The organism is Desulfatitalea tepidiphila, assembly GCF_001293685.1.
GTDB classification, from domain to species: Bacteria; Desulfobacterota; Desulfobacteria; order Desulfobacterales; family Desulfosarcinaceae; genus Desulfatitalea; species Desulfatitalea tepidiphila.
Map to the genome: position 1 here is coordinate 2,336,549 of NZ_BCAG01000003.1, position 18,448 is coordinate 2,354,996.

15 protein-coding genes are annotated in these 18,448 nt (G+C 59.0%); 4 read left to right on the forward strand and 11 right to left on the reverse strand.

The annotated features are described in order from the left end of the window. Nucleotides 1–3: 3 nt before the first annotated feature. Together DFT_RS14985 and DFT_RS14990 are read left to right on the forward strand one after the other, a co-directional pair. Nucleotides 4–1,014, forward strand: coding sequence for a ribonuclease Z (locus DFT_RS14985; RefSeq protein ID WP_054031958.1), 1,011 nt, complete (start codon nt 4–6; stop codon nt 1,012–1,014). A 52-nt stretch (nt 1,015–1,066) separates the two neighbouring features. Beyond that, nucleotides 1,067–1,852: an SDR family NAD(P)-dependent oxidoreductase gene (locus tag DFT_RS14990; RefSeq protein ID WP_054031959.1), complete on the forward strand. Its 786-nt coding sequence runs from the start codon at nt 1,067–1,069 to the stop codon at nt 1,850–1,852. A 23-nt stretch (nt 1,853–1,875) separates the two neighbouring features. Here the strand turns inward: DFT_RS14990 and mqnC are convergent, their stop codons facing one another. From mqnC to DFT_RS15015, 5 genes are all read right to left on the reverse strand, one after another. Further along, nucleotides 1,876–2,997: a cyclic dehypoxanthinyl futalosine synthase gene (mqnC, locus tag DFT_RS14995; protein ID WP_054031960.1), complete on the reverse strand. Its 1,122-nt coding sequence runs from the start codon at nt 2,995–2,997 to the stop codon at nt 1,876–1,878. Between the two features lie 25 nt (nt 2,998–3,022). Further along, nucleotides 3,023–3,832 carry an MqnA/MqnD/SBP family protein gene (locus DFT_RS15000; RefSeq protein ID WP_054031961.1) on the reverse strand — a complete coding sequence of 270 codons (810 nt, stop codon included), beginning with the start codon at nt 3,830–3,832 and terminating at the stop codon, nt 3,023–3,025. Further along, nucleotides 3,829–4,923 (reverse strand): CofH family radical SAM protein, encoded by a 1,095-nt coding sequence (locus tag DFT_RS15005; RefSeq protein WP_076750741.1) that lies wholly within the window; start codon nt 4,921–4,923, stop codon nt 3,829–3,831. The genes DFT_RS15000 and DFT_RS15005 overlap by 4 nt, the downstream gene beginning before the upstream one ends. Before the next feature lie 137 nt (nt 4,924–5,060). Further along, a complete protein-coding gene (locus DFT_RS15010) occupies nt 5,061–6,836 on the reverse strand; it encodes a UbiD family decarboxylase (protein ID WP_054031963.1) in 1,776 nt (591 codons plus the stop codon). Then, nucleotides 6,836–7,408, reverse strand: coding sequence for a UbiX family flavin prenyltransferase (locus DFT_RS15015; protein ID WP_054031964.1), 573 nt, complete (start codon nt 7,406–7,408; stop codon nt 6,836–6,838). The genes DFT_RS15010 and DFT_RS15015 overlap by 1 nt, the downstream gene beginning before the upstream one ends. 537 nt (nt 7,409–7,945) lie before the next feature. On the opposite strand from DFT_RS15015, the gene DFT_RS15020 reads away from it, so the two are divergent. Next, nucleotides 7,946–8,788 (forward strand): DsbA family protein, encoded by an 843-nt coding sequence (locus DFT_RS15020; protein WP_054031965.1) that lies wholly within the window; start codon nt 7,946–7,948, stop codon nt 8,786–8,788. 37 nt (nt 8,789–8,825) lie between these two features. Here the strand turns inward: DFT_RS15020 and DFT_RS15025 are convergent, their stop codons facing one another. The 6 genes from DFT_RS15025 to guaB form a co-directional block, all read right to left on the reverse strand. Continuing rightward, on the reverse strand, nt 8,826–9,653 hold the full coding sequence (locus DFT_RS15025) for a UbiA-like polyprenyltransferase (protein ID WP_054031966.1): 828 nt from the start codon (nt 9,651–9,653) through the stop codon (nt 8,826–8,828). After that, entirely contained in the window at nt 9,650–10,279 is a 630-nt protein-coding gene (locus DFT_RS15030; protein WP_054031967.1) for a 5'-methylthioadenosine/S-adenosylhomocysteine nucleosidase family protein, read from the reverse strand. The genes DFT_RS15025 and DFT_RS15030 overlap by 4 nt, the downstream gene beginning before the upstream one ends. Further along, complete coding sequence (locus tag DFT_RS15035) at nt 10,276–11,079, reverse strand: 1,4-dihydroxy-6-naphtoate synthase (protein WP_054031968.1); 804 nt, start codon at nt 11,077–11,079, stop codon at nt 10,276–10,278. The genes DFT_RS15030 and DFT_RS15035 overlap by 4 nt, the downstream gene beginning before the upstream one ends. A 23-nt stretch (nt 11,080–11,102) precedes the next feature. Beyond that, nucleotides 11,103–12,239, reverse strand: a complete 1,137-nt coding sequence (locus DFT_RS15040) for a DegT/DnrJ/EryC1/StrS family aminotransferase (RefSeq protein ID WP_054031969.1) — start codon at nt 12,237–12,239, stop codon at nt 11,103–11,105. A gap of 242 nt (nt 12,240–12,481) precedes the next feature. After that, nucleotides 12,482–16,006 carry a DNA polymerase III subunit alpha gene (gene dnaE / locus DFT_RS15045; protein ID WP_054031970.1) on the reverse strand — a complete coding sequence of 1,175 codons (3,525 nt, stop codon included), beginning with the start codon at nt 16,004–16,006 and terminating at the stop codon, nt 12,482–12,484. A 9-nt stretch (nt 16,007–16,015) separates the two neighbouring features. Further along, a complete protein-coding gene (gene guaB / locus DFT_RS15050) occupies nt 16,016–17,482 on the reverse strand; it encodes an IMP dehydrogenase (RefSeq protein ID WP_054031971.1) in 1,467 nt (488 codons plus the stop codon). 327 nt (nt 17,483–17,809) lie between these two features. Between guaB and DFT_RS15055 the strand changes: the two genes are divergently transcribed. Further along, nucleotides 17,810–18,418: an L-threonylcarbamoyladenylate synthase gene (locus DFT_RS15055; protein ID WP_054031972.1), complete on the forward strand. Its 609-nt coding sequence runs from the start codon at nt 17,810–17,812 to the stop codon at nt 18,416–18,418. The last annotated feature ends 30 nt before the right edge of the window (nt 18,419–18,448 follow it).

An 18,448-nucleotide genomic window follows, 5' to 3' on the forward strand; every position in this document is an offset into this window, starting at 1 on the left:
CGCATGCGTCCTTCCTTTCAAGCCAGACTGATCAACGGCCCATTCGACGACCCCGGTCTGATCGTTCATTGCAGCCATCAAAAAAGAGTACTTCTTTTCGACCTCGGCGATCTGGGCGCCCTCTCTCCCAACGACGTTCTCAACATCACCCACATCTTCGTCACCCATACCCACGTCGATCACTTCATCGGATTCGACCACGTGCTGCGATTGCTCCTTGGCCGGGAAAAGGTCATCCGCTTGTATGGCCCCGAAGGATTCTTGAAGAACGTGGCCGGAAAACTGGCGGGCTATTCTTGGAACCTGGTCCACAACTACCACGATGCCCTGGTCATCGAAGCAGCGGAGGTCGCAGACAGTCACATTCGCATCCAGACCTTCGACTGCCAAACCGGATTTGCCGCTTCACCGGTCCGCGAACTGCCAACACCGGACGGCGTGTTGCTCCAGGACCCGATGTTGAAAGTCGAAACCGTCGTTCTGGACCACCAGATCCCATGTCTGGCGTTCAACCTTGAAGAACGCTTTCACGTCAACATTTTAAAGCCTCGCCTGGACGCCTTGGGCTTGACGGTTGGGCCCTGGCTGACCGATTTCAAACGCCGCTTACTGCGTGGAGACAATCCGGCCAGCATACTCCGGATACCTTCGCCTTTTACTGCAGCATCCCAACCGCAGGACTATTCCCTGGGTGATCTGCAGCAGAAAATTACCCGCATTACCCGCGGCCAAAAAATCGCCTACGTGACCGATGCCGCCTACCACCGGTCTAACGTAGAAAAAATCGTGGAGCTGGCGAAGGGTGCCGACCAATTGTTCATCGAAGCCGCATTTTTGGACGCCGAACGCGAGGTCGCCATGGCCAAGCACCATCTCACCGCGCGGCAGGCCGGCCTCATCGGACACAAGGCCGGCGTTCGGCAAATGACCGTCTTTCACTATTCGCCACGCTACGCGGGAATGGCCGAGGTACTGAAAAACGAGGCCCGGCAGGCATTTGAACACGGCCGATAATCGGCCGCCGATGCCCCGTAAGCACTGCCATCAAACGAAAGGAGATCTTCCCATGGAACTGAAAGACGCGGTCGCCATCGTCACCGGCTCCTCATCCGGAATCGGTGCTTCCCTGGCCCGGCAGTTGTGTGCCCGGGGATGTCACGTCACTGTCAATTACAGCCGCAACGAGGCAGGTGCCCGGGAGGTGGCGGCCGAATGCCTTGCGCTGGGGCGCGGCCGGATACTGGTTCAGCAGGCCGACGTGGCCAACGACGATGACTGCCAGGCACTCGTCGCTGCCACCGTCGATAGATTCGGCCGCCTGGATCTTTTGGTCAACAATGCCGGGACCACCAAGTTTTGCATGCATCAGAATCTGGCCGGCTTGAGCAAGGATGATTTTCTGAATATCTACACGGTTAACCTGGTCGGCCCATTTCAAATGACCCGCGCCGCCGAACCATTTCTTCGCAGGCAGCCGGTGGCTCACGTCGTAAACATGGCCTCCATCGCCGCCATTACCGGCGTGGGCAGTTCCATCGCCTATGCCGCCTCCAAGGGCGCCCTGGTAACCATGACCCTCTCCCTGGCCCGGGTCCTCGGGCCCCAGATTCGCGTGAATGCCGTCTGTCCGGGCTTCGTGGCCGGTGAATGGCTCAAGAATGGATTAGGAGAGGAGAAATATGAATCGATCCGCGGTCAATACAACGACATCGCCCCGCTGAAAAGCACCGCGACCCCCGAAACGGTGGCCCAGACCGTGGTCGCCCTGGTGGCCGGGGCGGACTGGACCACCGGCGAAACGTTGATCGTGGATGGCGGCGCCCATCTGCACACCGCCCCTCTGCGTCGCTGACCGTGGTCCGGACCGTTTGGCCGTCATCGGTCCGATTGAACCCCAATGGGTCGGGGCGGCGCGTAATGATGGATGACGTTGTAAAAAGAATCCCTCTGTGCCGGAGTGAAACCAGCCCTTCGAATTATGGTTTGGATGTTTTCCAACGTGGTCGAGCGTTCATGGCCGGCCTGCTGAAGAACATTTTCTTCCACCAGAATGCCGCCGAAATCGTCGGCCCCGGCCAACAGCCCCAATTGCCCGGCGCCCGCATTTTCACTGAACCAGGAGGATTGGATGTGATCGAAGTTGTCCAGCACGAGACGGGCAAGGGCGACGATGCGCACGTATTTGGCCGGGTGGACGCTGCGTGCGAGGTCCCGTCCGAGAGCGGTGTCGCCCGGCTTGAACGACCAGGGAATGAAGCTGGCGAACCCCCCGGTGCGTTCCTGCAGATCGCGAAGCAGAAATAGATGTTCCACAATCTCTTCGTCGCGCTCTACATGGCCGTACATCATGGTGGCCGTGGTTCGAAACCCGATGCGATGCGCGGTTTCACAGACGTCGAGCCACTGCTGGACGTCGGCCTTGGCCGGCGCGATCAGTCGCCGGACGCGTTCGCTGAGAATCTCCGCACCGCCCCCCGGAATGGTCCGAATGCCTTCGTTGTAAACGGCTTGGAGCACGTCGGCGACCTGGCATCCCTCTTGATGCGCCATGAAGAGATACTCGGCCGGACTGAACGGATGGATATGCACCTGGGGGCAGGCAGTGCGGATGGCGCGAATGTAAGCCAACCAATCGTCCAGGTGGATCTTCGGATTGTGACCGCCTTGAAACAGGACGGATGTGGCGCCCTGGTCCACGGCGGAACGGACCCGCTGCGCCACCTGCTCCGGGGTGAGCGTGTAGGCTTCGGGATCGTCGGGCGAGCGGCAGAAGGCACAGAATCGGCAGCGGGTCACGCACACATTGGTGTAATTGGGGTTGGTATCGTAGACGAAGGTCACCACGGCATCGGGATGGCGTGCCATGCGGGCGGCATGCGCCCGCGCCATGAGCACGCCCATAGGAGCGCGGGTCAAAAGGTCCAGTGCCTCGCGGCGATCGACGCGATCGACCCTCTGGAACGCCTGGGTGAGTTGTGCCTTGCTGCTGTTATCCATTGGCATTTATCCTGGCCATCGTTGATTACCCTTCATTTTGAAACCATGTGGCGGGTTGGCTTGCGACGAGTTCGTCCCACGCCTCTAGAAACCGCTTCTGCCCCTCGAGATCTTCCGAAGTGAGGCAGCGCCGGATGACCGTCAAATAGCGATGGACATACTCTTCTGGCAGATGGAGGCGGTCCGCGACACCGGGAACCGATCGCAGGATCAATTCGGTTTCCCGGCGACGGAAATCATCCAACCAGGCGGACAGGCTGTGTCGGACGGCATCGGGTGCATCGTTGCGTACGACCCAACGGGCAAACACGAACGGCAATTGGCAATGACGGTGCCATTGGGCCGCCAGGTCGGTCATATATCTAAACCCCTTGACACCTCCGGTACGCTCCCACTCGTGGTGCCAGAGCAGCGCCGTATCGCCGATCACCAACTCGCCATTGGCCGGCTCGCCGGGCCGGGCCAGGATAGGCATTGGGTTGAACCCATTGGCGTAACCCAGCAACAAATAGAGCAACCGTACACTCGAAGCCGACTCGTCGGTCAAACGCACTTTCAACGCGCCAGCGAACGCCTCGAAAGGACGGTCGGAGAAAAAGAGCACGCTCATCACTTTTCGAAACGCCCCAATGCCGTAGGTTCCCACAGGGGATACATATCGTTCCAATGCCTTTAAACCGCCCACCGGCACGGCGGCCGCCCATAGGGCACCCTCTTTGAGGGCTGCGATGCTGTTGCGCGGCGTACAATTTACGAAGTAGCAAACCGCCGGTGGTCCCTGGGCCGCATAGGGCGCCATATTGGCGTAAGGAATCATGGAGATGGGATAGTTCATCTGTGCCCCTCCCCCGCCTCCTTAAACCGCCCGTCCCGCTCCACCGGTGTAAAGCCGGCCATTCGGATCGTTTCGGTCATGCGATCGCGGGCCATGCCTTTGGGGGTCGGGGCGCCGGCCAGATGGGCGATCTTCTCTTCGGAGATGGTGCCGTCCATATCGTCCGCGCCCCAGCTCAATCCGGCGGCGCCCGTTTCCACCCCGCTCATGGGCCAGTAGGACTTGATGTGCGGGATATTGTCCAGCACCAGGCGGGCAATGCCCACTACGGCCAAAGTTTCCAAAGGAGTGGGGCCGTGGGTGATGAACCGGCCCTCACCGGGTTGAAAGGCCAGCGGTATGAAACAGACAAACCCCTTGGATGCGTCCTGCGTTTCGCGCAAGGTCAGCAGGTGATGAATGCGCTCGGTCCAGGTATCGCCGAAGCCGAACAACATGGTGGCATTGGTGAGGATACCCAGGCTGTGGGCCAGCTTGTGAATGCGCACCCAATCGGCCGGACCGATCTTGTTTTTCCAGTGTTGCCGGTAGAGCCGCTCGGAAAAAATTTCGGCGCCGCCGCCCGGTAGGGTTTCGACACCGGCCGCCTTGAGCTCTTCCAGAACCTGCCGTTCGCTTGTGCGGGCGCATTTGGCAAAGTAGGCGATCTCCACCGCGGTGTAGGCTTTGATATGCAGATCCGGATACCGGTTGCGCAGTTGTCGCACCAGTTCGAGATTGCGTTCATAAGGCCATACCTGGTTCAATCCGCCCACGATATGGGCCTCGGTAGGCTGCAGCTTTTCGACCTTGTCCAGAATTTCGGTTTCGCTCATCACGTAGGCGTGGGCGTCGTTCTTGGAGGCCGCGTAGTTGCAGAACGTGCAGCGCGCCCCACAGATGTTGGCCGGGTTGATCTGCAGGTTGAATACGAAGGTGGCTTTCTCTCCATATCGCGATCGCCGGTTGGCCAGCGCCGCCTTGCCGATGGCGTGCAGTCGGTCGGGAGTAATCCAAGCGGCCAAGGCCATGGCCTCATCCACACTGACACGCTCGCATCGCGCGCCCTTGTCCAACGCCGACCGGTATAGATACTCTGTTTTATCACTCATCATTTACTCTGCTTTGATAGAGACCGAATCGATTAGATAACTTCCTTAACCTTCCTAATTTCATACTTTCCTATTTTCCTGCTTTCATACTTTCCCCGGATGAAGCACACGACACCTGATCCGAAGCCCTATTGCCTTCAATCCATTTTGATACCATACGTTTCCCATCGCGCATCGACCCGTCGGACCACCTCGGGATCGAAGGATACCGGCCGTGGATAGCCCTTTTTCCAGCGGGCGTCAATGGCGATGGGGAACTCGAGAACCAGCCGGTTGCCGCGAACGGTGCGTTGGGCCGGGTGAAGATCCGCCGCGGGATCGAACCGTGTGAACCATCCCCAGAGGAGCATGACCGGGTCATGCAGGGGCACGTCCTCGCTCACTACCACGTGGAAGAGAAAGTCTTTGGCCCCGGGATGATGACGCATGGCCGTGAACAGCGTCTCGACGTCCTCAAACCCCTCTTTTACCTGCACCACCAGGAAAGCCGGCCCGCAATCGGTGACGCCCCGCACGCCGGGGTGCAACGCTTCGGCCTCCGGCCGCGGGGACGATGGCCGGCTGCGCCCCACCGCTTTATCCGGTCCAGTGGCCATCAGAATCAAGCGACTGCCGGTGTTCATGGCCGGTCCGGTAAAATCGAGGGTATCCTGCGCGGTCGGCGCCAGCAGATGCACGCCGTCGGGCGTCAGATACCGCCAGAGCGCCTCACTGACCGCCCTGAAATCGCGGACATTCACCTCGGCACCGACCGTGATCATCACCTTGGTCAAAGAGACCTGCCCCTCGCCGAGCATGCCCAGGGTCAGCTTGAGCGCCTCACGAGGATACCTTTGGCGCACTGCCATGACCGCCAGGGGGTGAAAGCCGGTTTCCGGATAGGCCCACAGGTCGACGATGGCGGGTTTGACCATATGCAGCATGGGCAGGGCGATCTCCTGTAACGCTTCTCCGATGAAGTAGTCCTCCTGCACCGGCTTGCCGACGACCGTGGCCGGATAGATGGCGTTCTTGCGGGATAAAATACGCCGCACGCGGAACACCGGATAATCGGCGGCGTCGGAGTAGTGGCCGAAATGGTCGCCGAAGGGCCCCTCCCGGCGGACATCGCCGGGGCGCACCTCGCCTTCGAGCACAAATTCGGCCCGGCTGGGGATGCGATGCCCGGTGCCCTTGCGCTCGATCACGTCCAGGGGGGCGCCAATGAGGTAAGCGGCCAGCAGGCGCTCGTCCATTCCCTCGGGCAAGGGTGCCACCGCCGCAATGATCAACGCCGGCGGACCGCCGAGAATGACGCTCACCGGCAGGGGCCGCCCCGATCGCACCGCCTTGTCAAAATGAAACCCGCCGCCCTTCTCGATCTGCCAGTGCATGCCGGTGCTGGCCGCATCGAACCGTTGCAGGCGATAAATCCCCAGGTTGCCCTGACCGGTTTCGGGGTCCACCGTGTGAACGAGGGGCAGGGTAAAAAACGCCCCCCCATCCTCAGGCCAACAGGTCAATACTGGCAACTGGCGCAAGTCGGGGGGCGTGATGGTGCGGGCCAGGATAGGTCCATGGTCCAGGCGACGCATGCGGACCGGCAGGAGCCGTTTCAGGTCGTGTCTGATCTGCCATACACCTTTCAGAGATGGCGGCATCAAGTGGTGGGCGATGTGCGCCAGCCGATCGCCCAATTCCCTGGGCGGCGCGCCGCAGGCCATGGCCACACGCCGGGCGGTGCCGAACAGGTTGCTCACCAGCCGATAAGGCGACCCCTTGACCCGCTCGAAAAGCAGGGCCGGACCGCCGGCGGCGATCACCCTGTGTTGGATGACCGTGACCTCCTGATCGGGATCGACCTCGCACTGGATCCGCACCAGGTCACCCTGCCTCTCCAAGTCGCCTATAAACGCACGCAGATCCAGATACATCAGCGCAGATCCTCCCATGTAGCCGCCATCTGCCGCCCCAGAAGAGCCAGTAGACGATCCACATATGCATCCATCAGCTCATGGAGGGTAATCTGATCGGCACGCTTGCCCTGGAACATGAAATAGGGCGGCGTCAGCGGCATGAGAATGGCGCCGGCGGCGGCGACTTTCAATGCGTTCTCCAGATTGATGGTGGTCAACGGGCTCTCCCGAATGGCCAGGATCAGGGGCCGGCGCTCTTTCAAATGGCAATGGGCGGCCCTGGAAATTAAAGTATCGGCGAGGCCCGCGGCGATCTGGCCGAGGGTATTGATCGAGCATGGCGCGATCACCATGCCGGCCGTCGGCACGGAACCTGAAGCGGGCGGCGCTGCCAGGTTATCGGCGTCGTACACCTCACCGGCCAACTGGGCCACCTCGTCAAACGGGCCGCACTCGCGGGCGTAAATCTCCTGGGCCCAGCGGCTGGCGATGAGGATGGTGGGCCAGGGGGATTTGGACAACAGCAGACGGGCGACATAGGCGCCGGAAGCACCGGTCATCGCAACCACGAGACGGGGATTATTTGACATGGGCCACCTCCCTGTGACACGAACCCATGCTTTGTACCAGATTCGTGGGCATGGATAAAGCGCCGATGTGGCGACCCGGCCATACTAACTGATTGCTCTTCATTAAACCCGTCGTGTGTGGAACAGGTGGCCGATGCCACACGCCAAGCGGTCAAGTGCCGCTAAGAATGCACGGCGGGCGGCCCAGAAACTCGCTGCGCTCAAACAGTCTGGGCCGCTTGTCCGCCGTTTGCATTCGAGCGGCACTAGGACCGCAGGCGTACGTGGCCCTGGCCACCTGCTCCACCCACGCCTTCCAAATCCGTTTCGATGCGAATTTTTTTATCAAACTACGTTTGGAAAGCGCGGCCTTCAGGATGAATCACATTCGGTTAGGATCGCTGGTGATGGTTGCCTATCGATCATTGATTTGCCAGACGGGACAATCTGTTTTATAAATGCCAACGGTTGTTTCCAGAACCAAACGGCGCTAAAAACGCTTTCAACGGATTTTCGCCGGGAAGCAACACAAGCAACCGTGCCATCAAAGGAGAAACGATGAAATTCTTACGCACCCTGATCGGTTGGATGCCCCTGTTGTGGTTATTGTCCGGCCTGACGGCGCATGCCGATGTCGACCTGAAAAAGCTGGCCACTCTCAAACTCGAACACGAGCCGATCGATATGGAGGTGTCGTTGAGCGGCAGGCAGATCTACGTGCTAGACGCCGATTCGAAACTTCTCATCTATAACACATCGGGTCGATTGATCGATCAGATGAAGGTACCCCCGGATACGGACCAGATCAAAATCGGACCGCGTGACGATATCCTTTTTCTCAGCAGCCGCAAGGCCAAAACGGTGCAAGTCCTCGAACTGACCTTCACCTATGACCTCGATGTCTCCCAGGCGCCATCCAAGGGCCCTGCCGATGCGCCGGTCACCATCGTGGTCTTCAGCGACTTTCAGTGCCCCTACTGCGCCCGAATCGGTTCGATTATCGATAGTGTAAGGGAGAGCTTCCCCGGAAAAGTCAAATCGGTATTCAAACATTACCCGCTGTCCAGCCATCCCTACTCTGCTTTGGCGGCCCAGGCGGCCGTCGCCGCCGGCGCCCAAGGCAAGTTCTGGGAATTCCATGACCTCCTGTTCCAAAACTACAACCGTCTCAACGAGCAGATAATAGATGATATCCGCCTGTCCCTGAATCTCGACCCAGCCCGGTTCGAGCAGCACAGGCAGGCTCCCCAAACCCTTGCCAGGATCGCTAGGGATAAGCAGGAAGGGGAAGATGCCGGCGTGCACGGCACCCCGACGGTGTTCGTCAACGGCCGCATGGTCAATCGGCCCAATTTCGATGGGATCAAAGCGGCTGTGGAGGCGGCACTGGAGGCAAAATAGCACCGATCCATCTGGAGAGTTTGGCAATCTGATCCGGCTACACAAACAACGGCGTGAGCGCGCCGGCGATGCCGGCCAGGGTGGAAATCGGGAAAAACCGTTTGGGAATCGGGACGAACGGCAGGTGCATCGTAATAAAAAGCCCTACCGTCAGCGCATAACAGGCGACGGCCCAAAAGTCGATCTCCGCTTGCCACAGCAGCAGCCACAACGTGCCCAATGCGACCAGGTGAACAGCGGCAGCCACGACCTGGGCGCCGCCCGGTCCCAATGCCGCCGGCAGGCTATGGATGCCGTTGAGGCGGTCGCTCTCAATATCCAGAAGGGCGTAGATGATATCCGCGCCGCTGAGCCAGAAGAAAACGAAAAGGGCAAACAGTATCACCGAAAGGGAAAATCGTGCATGGCCGGCGGCGGCCACGAAGGCGCCCAACGGCGCCAGGGCCAGACACAAGCCGATGCCGAAATGGCAAAGGGCGGTATAGCGTTTCAACAGGGAGTATCCCAGCAAAGGGATCAGCGGCAGAGGCGACAGCCTCAGGCACCACGGTCCCAGCAGCGCACAGGCGATCAGATAGATCAGCAGGCCGCCCATGGCAATGACCAGCGCCAGGCGGACGCTCATGTGTCCGGCGGGCAGTTCGCGCCCGGCGGTGCGCGGATTGCGCGCATCGATGTGGCGATCGAAGATGCGGTTGAACGACATGCCGAAAATGCGCGCCCCCACAGCAGCCATGACGATCAGGGCCAAGACCCGGGAACCCGGCCATCGATGACCGGCGCCCATCCAGGCGCCGGTAAAGACCAACGGCAGACTGAAGGCCGTGTGCTCGATTTTGATAAAACGCAACACTTTTCCGATCATCGAACCGCCGCCGATCCTGTCAATGCCTGCCACACCCACTCCGCAAGCTGCTCACAAACCCTGTCGAGATTTTCCAGCAGCGTCTGGCGATCACAGGCCAACGCATTGTCGGTAATGCCCTTGACCATTTCACACGGCACACCATACAGGGCGGCGACCCTGGCGATGGCCGCACCCTCCATGTCCACCACGTCGGCCCGTTCTCCGCATCGCTTTCTCTGGATCGGATCGAAAACCGGCAGGTCGCAGGTGATCAGGCGAACCGGCGGCAAACCGTTTCCGATGCCCGACATGCAGACCTCCGGCTGGGGGGGCTTGCCGAACACCTCGTGATCTCCCTCCACGGCGTGGGTGATGTGTACCAGCCGCCCCACCCCCAACTCCTCCCGGTCATGCAGCGCGCCACATGCGCCGATGTTGATGATGCGATCGGTCCGGTGGGAAAGGATCAGTGCCTGGCAGGCGGCTGCGGCGGCCACCTTTCCGATCCGGCAAATGGCGATGCGCAGCCGTTCATCCGCCGGCGAGCGGTACACGACAAAAGGCCGCTCTTCCAACCGCTCCGCCTGGCTGCGTGCCAGAAACGGACGCGCTTCCCGATTCGTCGCAAAAATCAATCCGATCATACCAGAATTCCCGCCTCCACGGCCCGCTGGGACAAGGTGTCGATGGCCCGGCGCCCCATCTCCCCCATGTCGAGGCTGAAGTCGTTGACGAACATGTCGATGTGCGCCTCGAGCACCGCCTCGCTCATCTCTTGAGCATGCGCCCGAATATACGGCAGGGCGGCAGCCGGCTCCAGTCGCGCCAAGGCGATACTCTGACGGATCGCCGCTTCGAGTTGGCCGATCGTCTGTTCGGGCAGTCGTCGGTGAGCTGCCACACACCCCAGCGGAATCGGCAAACCGGTCAGCGTTTCCCACCAGGCGCCCAGATCGACGACGGCCTTGAATCCGAGGCTTTCGTAAGTAAAACGGCTCTCATGGATAATCACCCCGCAGTCCGCCTCGCCCGAATCGATGGCCTCCAGGATCTGGTCATAGCTCACGAAGCTGCGCTGTTCGGCCTCGGGCGCCCAGAGCCGGAACAGCAGGTGGGCCGTGGTCAACTCGCCCGGCAGCACCACCCGGCAGCCGGCCAAGTCCTCACGCCGAAGCGTGCGGCGGGACACCACCAACGGGCCGCACCCATATCCCAAAGCCCCACCGCTGGAGAGCAGCCGATATCTGTCCCGAACCTTCAGCCAGGCATAAAATGAGAGCTTGCTGACATCCAATCTTTCATCAAAGGCCATCTGGTTCAGGGTCTGGACGTCGTGCAGCGACACGGCCAGGCTGTGGCCCGGCAACGGCACCGCCCCGGATACCAAACCATTGAATATGAAGGTATCGTTGGGACAGGGCGAAAACCCCAATGAGATCCGCATCCCAGCCAACCTCTTGAATCCATTCAACGATCAAAAAACGCCGTGATGCAGTCCACCACGTAGGACAGCTGCTCCTGGGTGAGCTCGGGATAGATGGGCAGGGCCAGGGTTTCTTCAGCCGCGCGCTCGGCTTCGGGAAAATCCCCCCGGCCATAGCCCAAATCCGCAAAGCAGGCCTGCAGGTGCAATGGCACCGGGTAGTACACCTCCGTACCGACGCCCTGCTGACCGAGGAAATCCTTCAAGCCATCGCGCTGCCCGGACACCCGCACGACGAACTGATTGTAGATGTGCCGGCTTTGCACCTCGGCAGGCAGGATCACCCGATCCTCCAGGCCGGCCGCCTTGAATAACTGCCGATAGGTGGCGGCGTTCTGGCGACGCCCGCTCGTCCATTCGTCCAGATGATCGAGCTTGATCGCCACGACAGCGGCTTGTAAGGCGTCGATGCGGAAATTGCCGCCGATGATCTGATGGTAGTATTTAGGCTCCATGCCGTGTACGCGCAGCATGCGCAGGCGGTCATCCAACTCCTTGGATTGGGCCGTGACGAGTCCGGCATCGCCAAAAGCCCCCAGATTCTTTGAAGGAAAAAAGGAGAAACAGCCTAAATCTCCCATGGTGCCGGCACGCTGGCCCTGGTACTCGGCACCGATGGCTTGGGCCGCGTCTTCGATGACGGTCAGACGATACCGCCGACAGATATCCATCAGAAGCCCCATCTCCGCGCATTGGCCGTAGAGGTGAACCGGAATCACCGCCTTGACGGTAGCGCGCCGGCCGGCATTCATCTTCTCCAGCGTCTCCGCCAGACCATGGACATCGAGGTTGTAGGTCGTCGGCTCGATATCCACGAACACCGGCACTGCACCGAGTCGTGCAATCGCTCCGGCCGTGGCGAAAAAGGTATAGGGACTGGTGATCACCCGGTCTCCCGGTCCGATCCCCGCCGCCATGAGCGCGATGAGCAACGCATCGGTGCCCGAGGAGACGCCCACGGCATAAGGCACGTTACAATAGGCCGCAAGCTTGGCTTCCATCTGTTCGACATGCGGACCGAGAATAAAATACTGGCTCTCGCAAATCTCGTCGATGCATGGACGAATCTCCGACTTGATGCTTTGATACTGGGCCTTCAAATCCAGGAGGGGTACCTTCATGATAAATCCTCTTCAGTGTCCATCCACAAATGGCCAATTGGCCCGATATCGGCGTTGCCCGAAAAATTCAATCCTCGGAATATCGACCATATGCCTGCGGTTAAATTTTTCGTTCGCCTTGATCTCGACCCAATTTGCCTATTTGTGGACGGACACTCATTAGAAAAATCTCTATAGAGTATTGGAATGGTCCTGTTCCTTAACTTTACACTTAACACTTTAAACTTTACACTTTATTTTTTTTATCTTCTTCCGCCATACCCGTTCCGAGGCTTGAACCCGTTGACGGCTTTGATTTCACCGCATTGGGTCTGCACCGCCGGGTAGCCCAAAAGGGCATTGACTTCACGGCGCAGATCCTCTCCGGGCTGGAAACGCCAGTCTTCCGTGATGGCGATCACGGCTTCGACCTCGTCCGCCATCTTCAAGTGCAGCCATCCCAGGCAATCCCCCGGGTAACGCCGGATGATCTCGCGCAGGCGTTCCAGGTGCTTTTTGTCGGTCCGCTCCACTTGAATGTTGAAGTGAACCTCGGCGGTCCATTGCGTCTCGGCCTCTTCCATGGCGATGATGGTGTCGGCCAGAAGCTTGGCCCCTTTTTCATCCTTCTGGACCTTGCCTTGCACCAGGATCGGGCGATCGTCGGTCAACAGATGCTGGCAATCCGCATAGACCGAAGGAAAGATGACCACCTCGATGCCACCCTCCAGATCGTCGAGTTGCAGAAAGGCCATCAACTCTTCCTTCTTGGTTCGGATCACCTTGCTTCCGGTCACCATGCCGCCCATGCGCACCATCTGACCGTCGGCCACCTCTTCGATGGCGGTGGTCGTCGTGGTGCCGAACTTATCCATGGTCTTGTGGTGCGGTGCCAGCGGATGTCCAGTGATATAAAACCCGAGGGATTCCTTTTCACGCGCCAGTCGTTCGCGCTCGGACCACTCCGGAATTTTAGGCAGCCCCGGCGGATCGATGGAGAGGTTGCAGCTCGCGCCATCGTCAAACAGCCCCATCTGGGGGTCGCAGCGCTCCCGCTGGACCTTCTGCCCGTATTCCAGGGCATCTTCCAAAATGGCCATCATCTGGGAACGATGCGCCCCTGTGGAATCGAACGCACCGCAGGCGATCAGGCTCTCTACCACCCGCTTGTTGACCTTGCGCAAATCCACCCGTTCGCAAAATGCGATCATCGATTCGTAGGGCCCGTTTTGGCGCCGTTCTTCCACGATGGCCTCCACCGCCCCCTCGCCCACATTCTTCACCGCGACCAAACCGAAATGAATTTTGCCATCGGCCACGGTAAAGGTGGTATCGCCGCCGTTGATATCCGGCGGCAGAACGTCGATCTGGTGTTTGCGGCATTCGTTGATGTATTTGACCACGCCGTCGATGGAGTGCATTTCGCTGGTCAGCAGGGCGGCGATGAACTCCACCGGGAAATGGGCCTTCAGATAGGCGGTCTGATATGCGATCAGGGCATAGGCCGCGCTGTGCGATTTGTTAAAGCCGTAGCCGCCGAACTTCTCCATCAGGTCGAACAGGGCGACCGCCTTTTTTTCGTCGTGTCCGTTCTCCACCGCACCCTTGACAAACCGCTCGCGGTGTTCGGCCATCATGGCCGCGATTTTCTTTCCCATGGCCTTGCGCAGCCCGTCGGCTTCGGCCATGGTGTAACTGGCCAGGGCGCTGGCAATCTTCATTACCTGCTCCTGGTAGACGATTACCCCGTAGGTCTCTTTAAGAAGGGGTTCGAGATCAGGCAACATGTATTCGACGGCTTTTCGGCCATGCTTGCGCTCGACGAAATCATCCACCATGCCGCTGTCCAACGGACCCGGTCGATAGAGAGCCACCAGGGCGGTGACGTCATCGAAGGACTCCGGCTTCATGCGCACCAGCAGGTCTTTCATGCCCGAACTTTCCAGCTGAAAAACGCCGGTGGTATCCCCTTTGCCCAGGAGCTCGTAAGTCGCCGCGTCGTCAAAATCGATATTGGCCAGGTTTGGCGGGGTTTTGCCCTGCTGTTCGATGAGCTTGAGGGTGTTGTCGATGACCGTTAGGTTGCGCAGCCCCAGAAAGTCGAATTTGACCAGTCCGATCTTCTCCACGTGTTTCATGTCGAACTGGGTGACCACTTCGCCCTTTTTACCCTTATACAACGGAAGATAATCGACCAGCGGTTTGTCGCCGATCACCACGCCGGCGGCATGAGTCGACGCATGCCGGGGCAACCCTTCCAGGGTGCGGCTGATGGCGAACAGTTCGGCCACATCGGGTCGGGTGCTCTCGAGTTCGCGCAGCTTGGGCTCCTGGGCCAGGGCTTCGTCCAGGGAGATATTGAGCACGTCGGGCACCAGCTTGGCGATGGCGTCCACTTCGCCCAGGGGAATGTCCAGTGCCCGTCCCACATCGCGAATCACGGCCCGGGTCTTGAGCTTTCCAAAAGTGATGATCTGGGCCACATAATCCCAGCCGCCGTAACGCTCTACCACGTACTTGAAAACTTTCTCGCGGCCGTTGATACAGAAGTCCACGTCGATATCCGGCATGCTGATGCGGTCGGGATTGAGAAAGCGCTCGAAGATCAATCCGTGGGCCAGGGGATCCAGGTCCGTGATGCCCAGTGAATAGGCCACCAGGCTACCGGCCGCCGAACCGCGGCCGGGCCCGACGGGAACGCTGTTTTGCTTGGCGTAATTGATGAAATCGGCCACGATCAGGAAGTATCCGGGAAACCCCATCTTGTTGATCACCCCGATCTCATATTCGAGACGCTCCCGGTAGATCTTATCGTCGGCATCCGGACGCTTGGCGCGAATCAGCGCCCACACCCGCTCGAAACCCTCATGCGCCTTGCGGGTGAAAAGTGCTTCGGCACTCAACCCGGATGGATCCGTGAAGAGCGGAAAATGGTAGCTCTTGAAATCGAAGCTGACATGGCACCGTTCCGCAATGGCTACGCTGTTTTCGATGGCACCGGGAAAATCCTTGAAATAGGAGATCATCTCCTCTTTTGACTTGAAGTAGAGTTGATCGGTGCGAAAGCGAAAACGTTCGGCATCGTTGACGGTCTTGCCGGTCTGTACGCACAGCAGCACATCATGAGCGCGCACATCGCTCTTATCCAGGTAGTGGCAATCGTTGCTGGCCACCAGCGGGATGGAGAGTTCGGTGCTCATGTCGCGCAGGGCCGCGTTGACCACGTCCTGCACGTCAATGCCGTTGTTCTGCACCTCCAGGAAGAAGTTGCCCGCTCCGAAAAGCTCTTGATAGAACAGGGCCGCTTCCCGCGCGCGTGCCAGGTGACCGGCTTTGATCAACTGGGGGATCTCGCCGTGCAGGCAGGCCGACATGCCGATGAGACCTTCGTGGTGCGCCTGAAGAATTTGCTTATCGATGCGCGGCCGGTAATAAAACCCTTCGGTCTGCGCCAGCGTGGCCAGCCGGCAAAGATTGCGGTATCCCGTCTGGTTTTCGGCCAGCAGCACCAGGTGGGTGAGGCCTTTGGCGTCCTGCGGGGTCTTGTCCGCCATGGTGCGCGGTGCGACGTAGCATTCGCAGCCGATGATCGGCTTGATCCCGCCCTTGACCGCCTTTTCATAAAATTCGAGCACATTGAACATGGTGCCGTGGTCGGTGATGGCCACGCTGTGCATGCCGAACGCCTTGATCCGCTCGATCAACGCATCCAGGCGGATAGCGCCGTCGAGCAGGCTGTACATGGTATGCACATGAAGATGGACGAAATCGGTCGGCGTTTCGCTCATCGTCCGTCCCTACTGCTCCACCCGGTAATTAGGCGCCTCTTTGGTGATGATGACGTCATGGACGTGGCTTTCACGCAACCCGGCGGCGGTGATCCGCATGAAGCGGGCTTTGTCGCGCAACTCTTCGATGGTGCGGCAGCCCACATAGCCCATGCCGGCCTTCAGGCCGCCGATGAGCTGATGGATATTGCCGGCCAGGGAGCCGCGGTAAGGCACACGCCCGACGATGCCTTCGGGCACCAGCTTGTCGTCTTCTTCCTGTTCGGTTTGATAATAGCGATCCTTGCTGCCTCGCCGCATCGCCTCGATGGACCCCATGCCGCGGTAGACTTTGTAACTGCGCCCCTGATAGAGAATCGTTTCGCCCGGACTCTCCTCGGTCCCGGCGAAGAGGCCGCCGATCATGACGGTATGGGCTCCGGCGCCGAGAGCCTTGGTGATGTCGCCGGAAAACTTGATACCCCCGTCGGCGATCAGCGGGACACCGGTCTTGTTGGACACTGGTTTGCAATTCATGATCGCCGTCACCTGCGGCACGCCGATGCCGGCCACGATACGGGTGGTGCAGATCGATCCGGGACCGATACCGATTTTTACGGCGTCCACACCCGCTTCGATCAGCTCTTCGGTTCCTTTGGCCGTGGCCACGTTGCCGGCGATCAACTCGATGGACTTGAAGGTCGACTTCAACTCCCGCACCGTATCGATCACGTTCTGGGTGTGGCCATGCGATGTATCGATCAGGATCACATCGGCGCCGGCTTTAAGCAGCGCCTCTGCGCGTTCCAATCGATCCGGCCCCACGCCGATGGCGGCGCCGACGCGCAGTCGTCCCATGTCGTCCTTGCACGCCTTGGGATACTTCTTGATCTTCTCGATATCTTTGATGGTGATCATCCCTTTCAGGCGACCGGTAGTGTCGACGACGAGCAGTTTTTCGATGCGGTGTTCGTGCAGCAGCTTTTTGGACTCCTCCAGACTGATACCTTCGGGTACGGTGACCAGGTTCTCCTTGGTCATCACCGCAGAAATTTTCTTTTCCATATCGGTTTCAAAACGCAAATCCCGATTGGTGACAATACCGACCAGGCGATCGCCGTCAACCACCGGCACACCGGATATCCGGTACTTGGCCATGAGATCCAGAACGGCCTGGACTTTCTGGTCCGGATGAATGGTCACCGGGTCGATGATCATGCCGCTTTCCGACTTCTTGACCTGGTCGACCTCCAAGGCCTGGTTTTCAATACTCATATTGCGATGAATAAAACCGATGCCGCCCTCCCGCGCCATGGTGATGGCGGTTTGCGCCTCGGTGACTGTGTCCATGGCCGCACTGACAATCGGTATATTCACGCGTAAATGGCGGGAAAGCTGGGTGCTGACATCAACGTCTTTGGGAAGCACATCGGAGTAATTGGGAATCAGGAGAACATCGTCGAAGGAAAAACCTTCCTCGGGTGGAATTTTGTTCATATCATCCTCCACGTCATCGTGTTTGCAGGAATTTAGGGTATATTCGATGAGATTTCAAACAGGTACAATTTGTTGGGTATTAAAATGAATGACATTACCATATATAGTATTCACCGATCAACCCTCTCCTGTGCCTGTCGGTGATTTTCACTGGTCTCGACCTCTTGCCTCCAACGCAGGTCGGTCATCCAGCTCATTCTGACTATTGGAGTCGGTATCTGGATCTCGGTTTCGCCTGCCGTCTTGACAAGCGGCCTGACCGATAATAAACATCCATATTCGCAAAACCGCCAAAGCTCATTTTTGATAGAGGACTGGAAACAAGCCGTGCTGGTCGAAATCAATCCCACAAATCCGCAACCCCGGAAAATCGAAAAAGTTGCGGAAATATTGCGAAACGGCGGTGTGATCGCCTATCCCACCGATACGATTTACGGTATCGGTTGCGATATCAACAATAAAAAGGCCATTCAGCGGATCTATCAAATCAAACAACGTCCTAAAAACCAGCCGTTCAGCTTCATCTGCTCGGACCTGAAAAATATCAGCCAGTATGCCAAGGTCTCGAACTATGCCTATAAGACCATGCGCCGCCTCTTACCGGGGCCCTACACCTTCATACTGGAGGGCTCCAACGAGGTCCCAAAGATGATGCTCACCAAACGCAAGACCGCCGGAATTCGTGTGCCCGACCACCCCATCTGTATCAGCCTGATCCAGGCGTTGGGCAATCCCATCATCTCCACCAGCGCCGCAACCCCTGACGGAGAGTTGCTCAGGGAGCCGTGGTTGATCGAAGCCCAGTATGGCAAACTGCTGGATGCGGTCATCGACGGCGGCCCTGTTCCAGGGGAACCCTCCAGTGTCATCTCGCTGATCGACGATGAACCGGTGGTTCTGCGGGCAGCGCTGGGGGATGTGTCCCTCTTTTCTTAGAATCTCGTTCATCAGTGCCCATCCACAAAC

Coding starts and splice junctions, on each gene's coding strand:
- DFT_RS14985 (WP_054031958.1), top strand. CDS start 4: ATGCGTCCTTCCTTTCAAGCCAGACTGATCAACGGCCCATTCGACGAC.
- DFT_RS14990 (WP_054031959.1), top strand. CDS start 1,067: ATGGAACTGAAAGACGCGGTCGCCATCGTCACCGGCTCCTCATCCGGA.
- mqnC (WP_054031960.1), bottom strand. CDS start 2,997: ATGGATAACAGCAGCAAGGCACAACTCACCCAGGCGTTCCAGAGGGTC.
- DFT_RS15000 (WP_054031961.1), bottom strand. CDS start 3,832: ATGAACTATCCCATCTCCATGATTCCTTACGCCAATATGGCGCCCTAT.
- DFT_RS15005 (WP_076750741.1), bottom strand. CDS start 4,923: ATGAGTGATAAAACAGAGTATCTATACCGGTCGGCGTTGGACAAGGGC.
- DFT_RS15010 (WP_054031963.1), bottom strand. CDS start 6,836: ATGTATCTGGATCTGCGTGCGTTTATAGGCGACTTGGAGAGGCAGGGT.
- DFT_RS15015 (WP_054031964.1), bottom strand. CDS start 7,408: ATGTCAAATAATCCCCGTCTCGTGGTTGCGATGACCGGTGCTTCCGGC.
- DFT_RS15020 (WP_054031965.1), top strand. CDS start 7,946: ATGAAATTCTTACGCACCCTGATCGGTTGGATGCCCCTGTTGTGGTTA.
- DFT_RS15025 (WP_054031966.1), bottom strand. CDS start 9,653: ATGATCGGAAAAGTGTTGCGTTTTATCAAAATCGAGCACACGGCCTTC.
- DFT_RS15030 (WP_054031967.1), bottom strand. CDS start 10,279: ATGATCGGATTGATTTTTGCGACGAATCGGGAAGCGCGTCCGTTTCTG.
- DFT_RS15035 (WP_054031968.1), bottom strand. CDS start 11,079: ATGCGGATCTCATTGGGGTTTTCGCCCTGTCCCAACGATACCTTCATA.
- DFT_RS15040 (WP_054031969.1), bottom strand. CDS start 12,239: ATGAAGGTACCCCTCCTGGATTTGAAGGCCCAGTATCAAAGCATCAAG.
- dnaE (WP_054031970.1), bottom strand. CDS start 16,006: ATGAGCGAAACGCCGACCGATTTCGTCCATCTTCATGTGCATACCATG.
- guaB (WP_054031971.1), bottom strand. CDS start 17,482: ATGAACAAAATTCCACCCGAGGAAGGTTTTTCCTTCGACGATGTTCTC.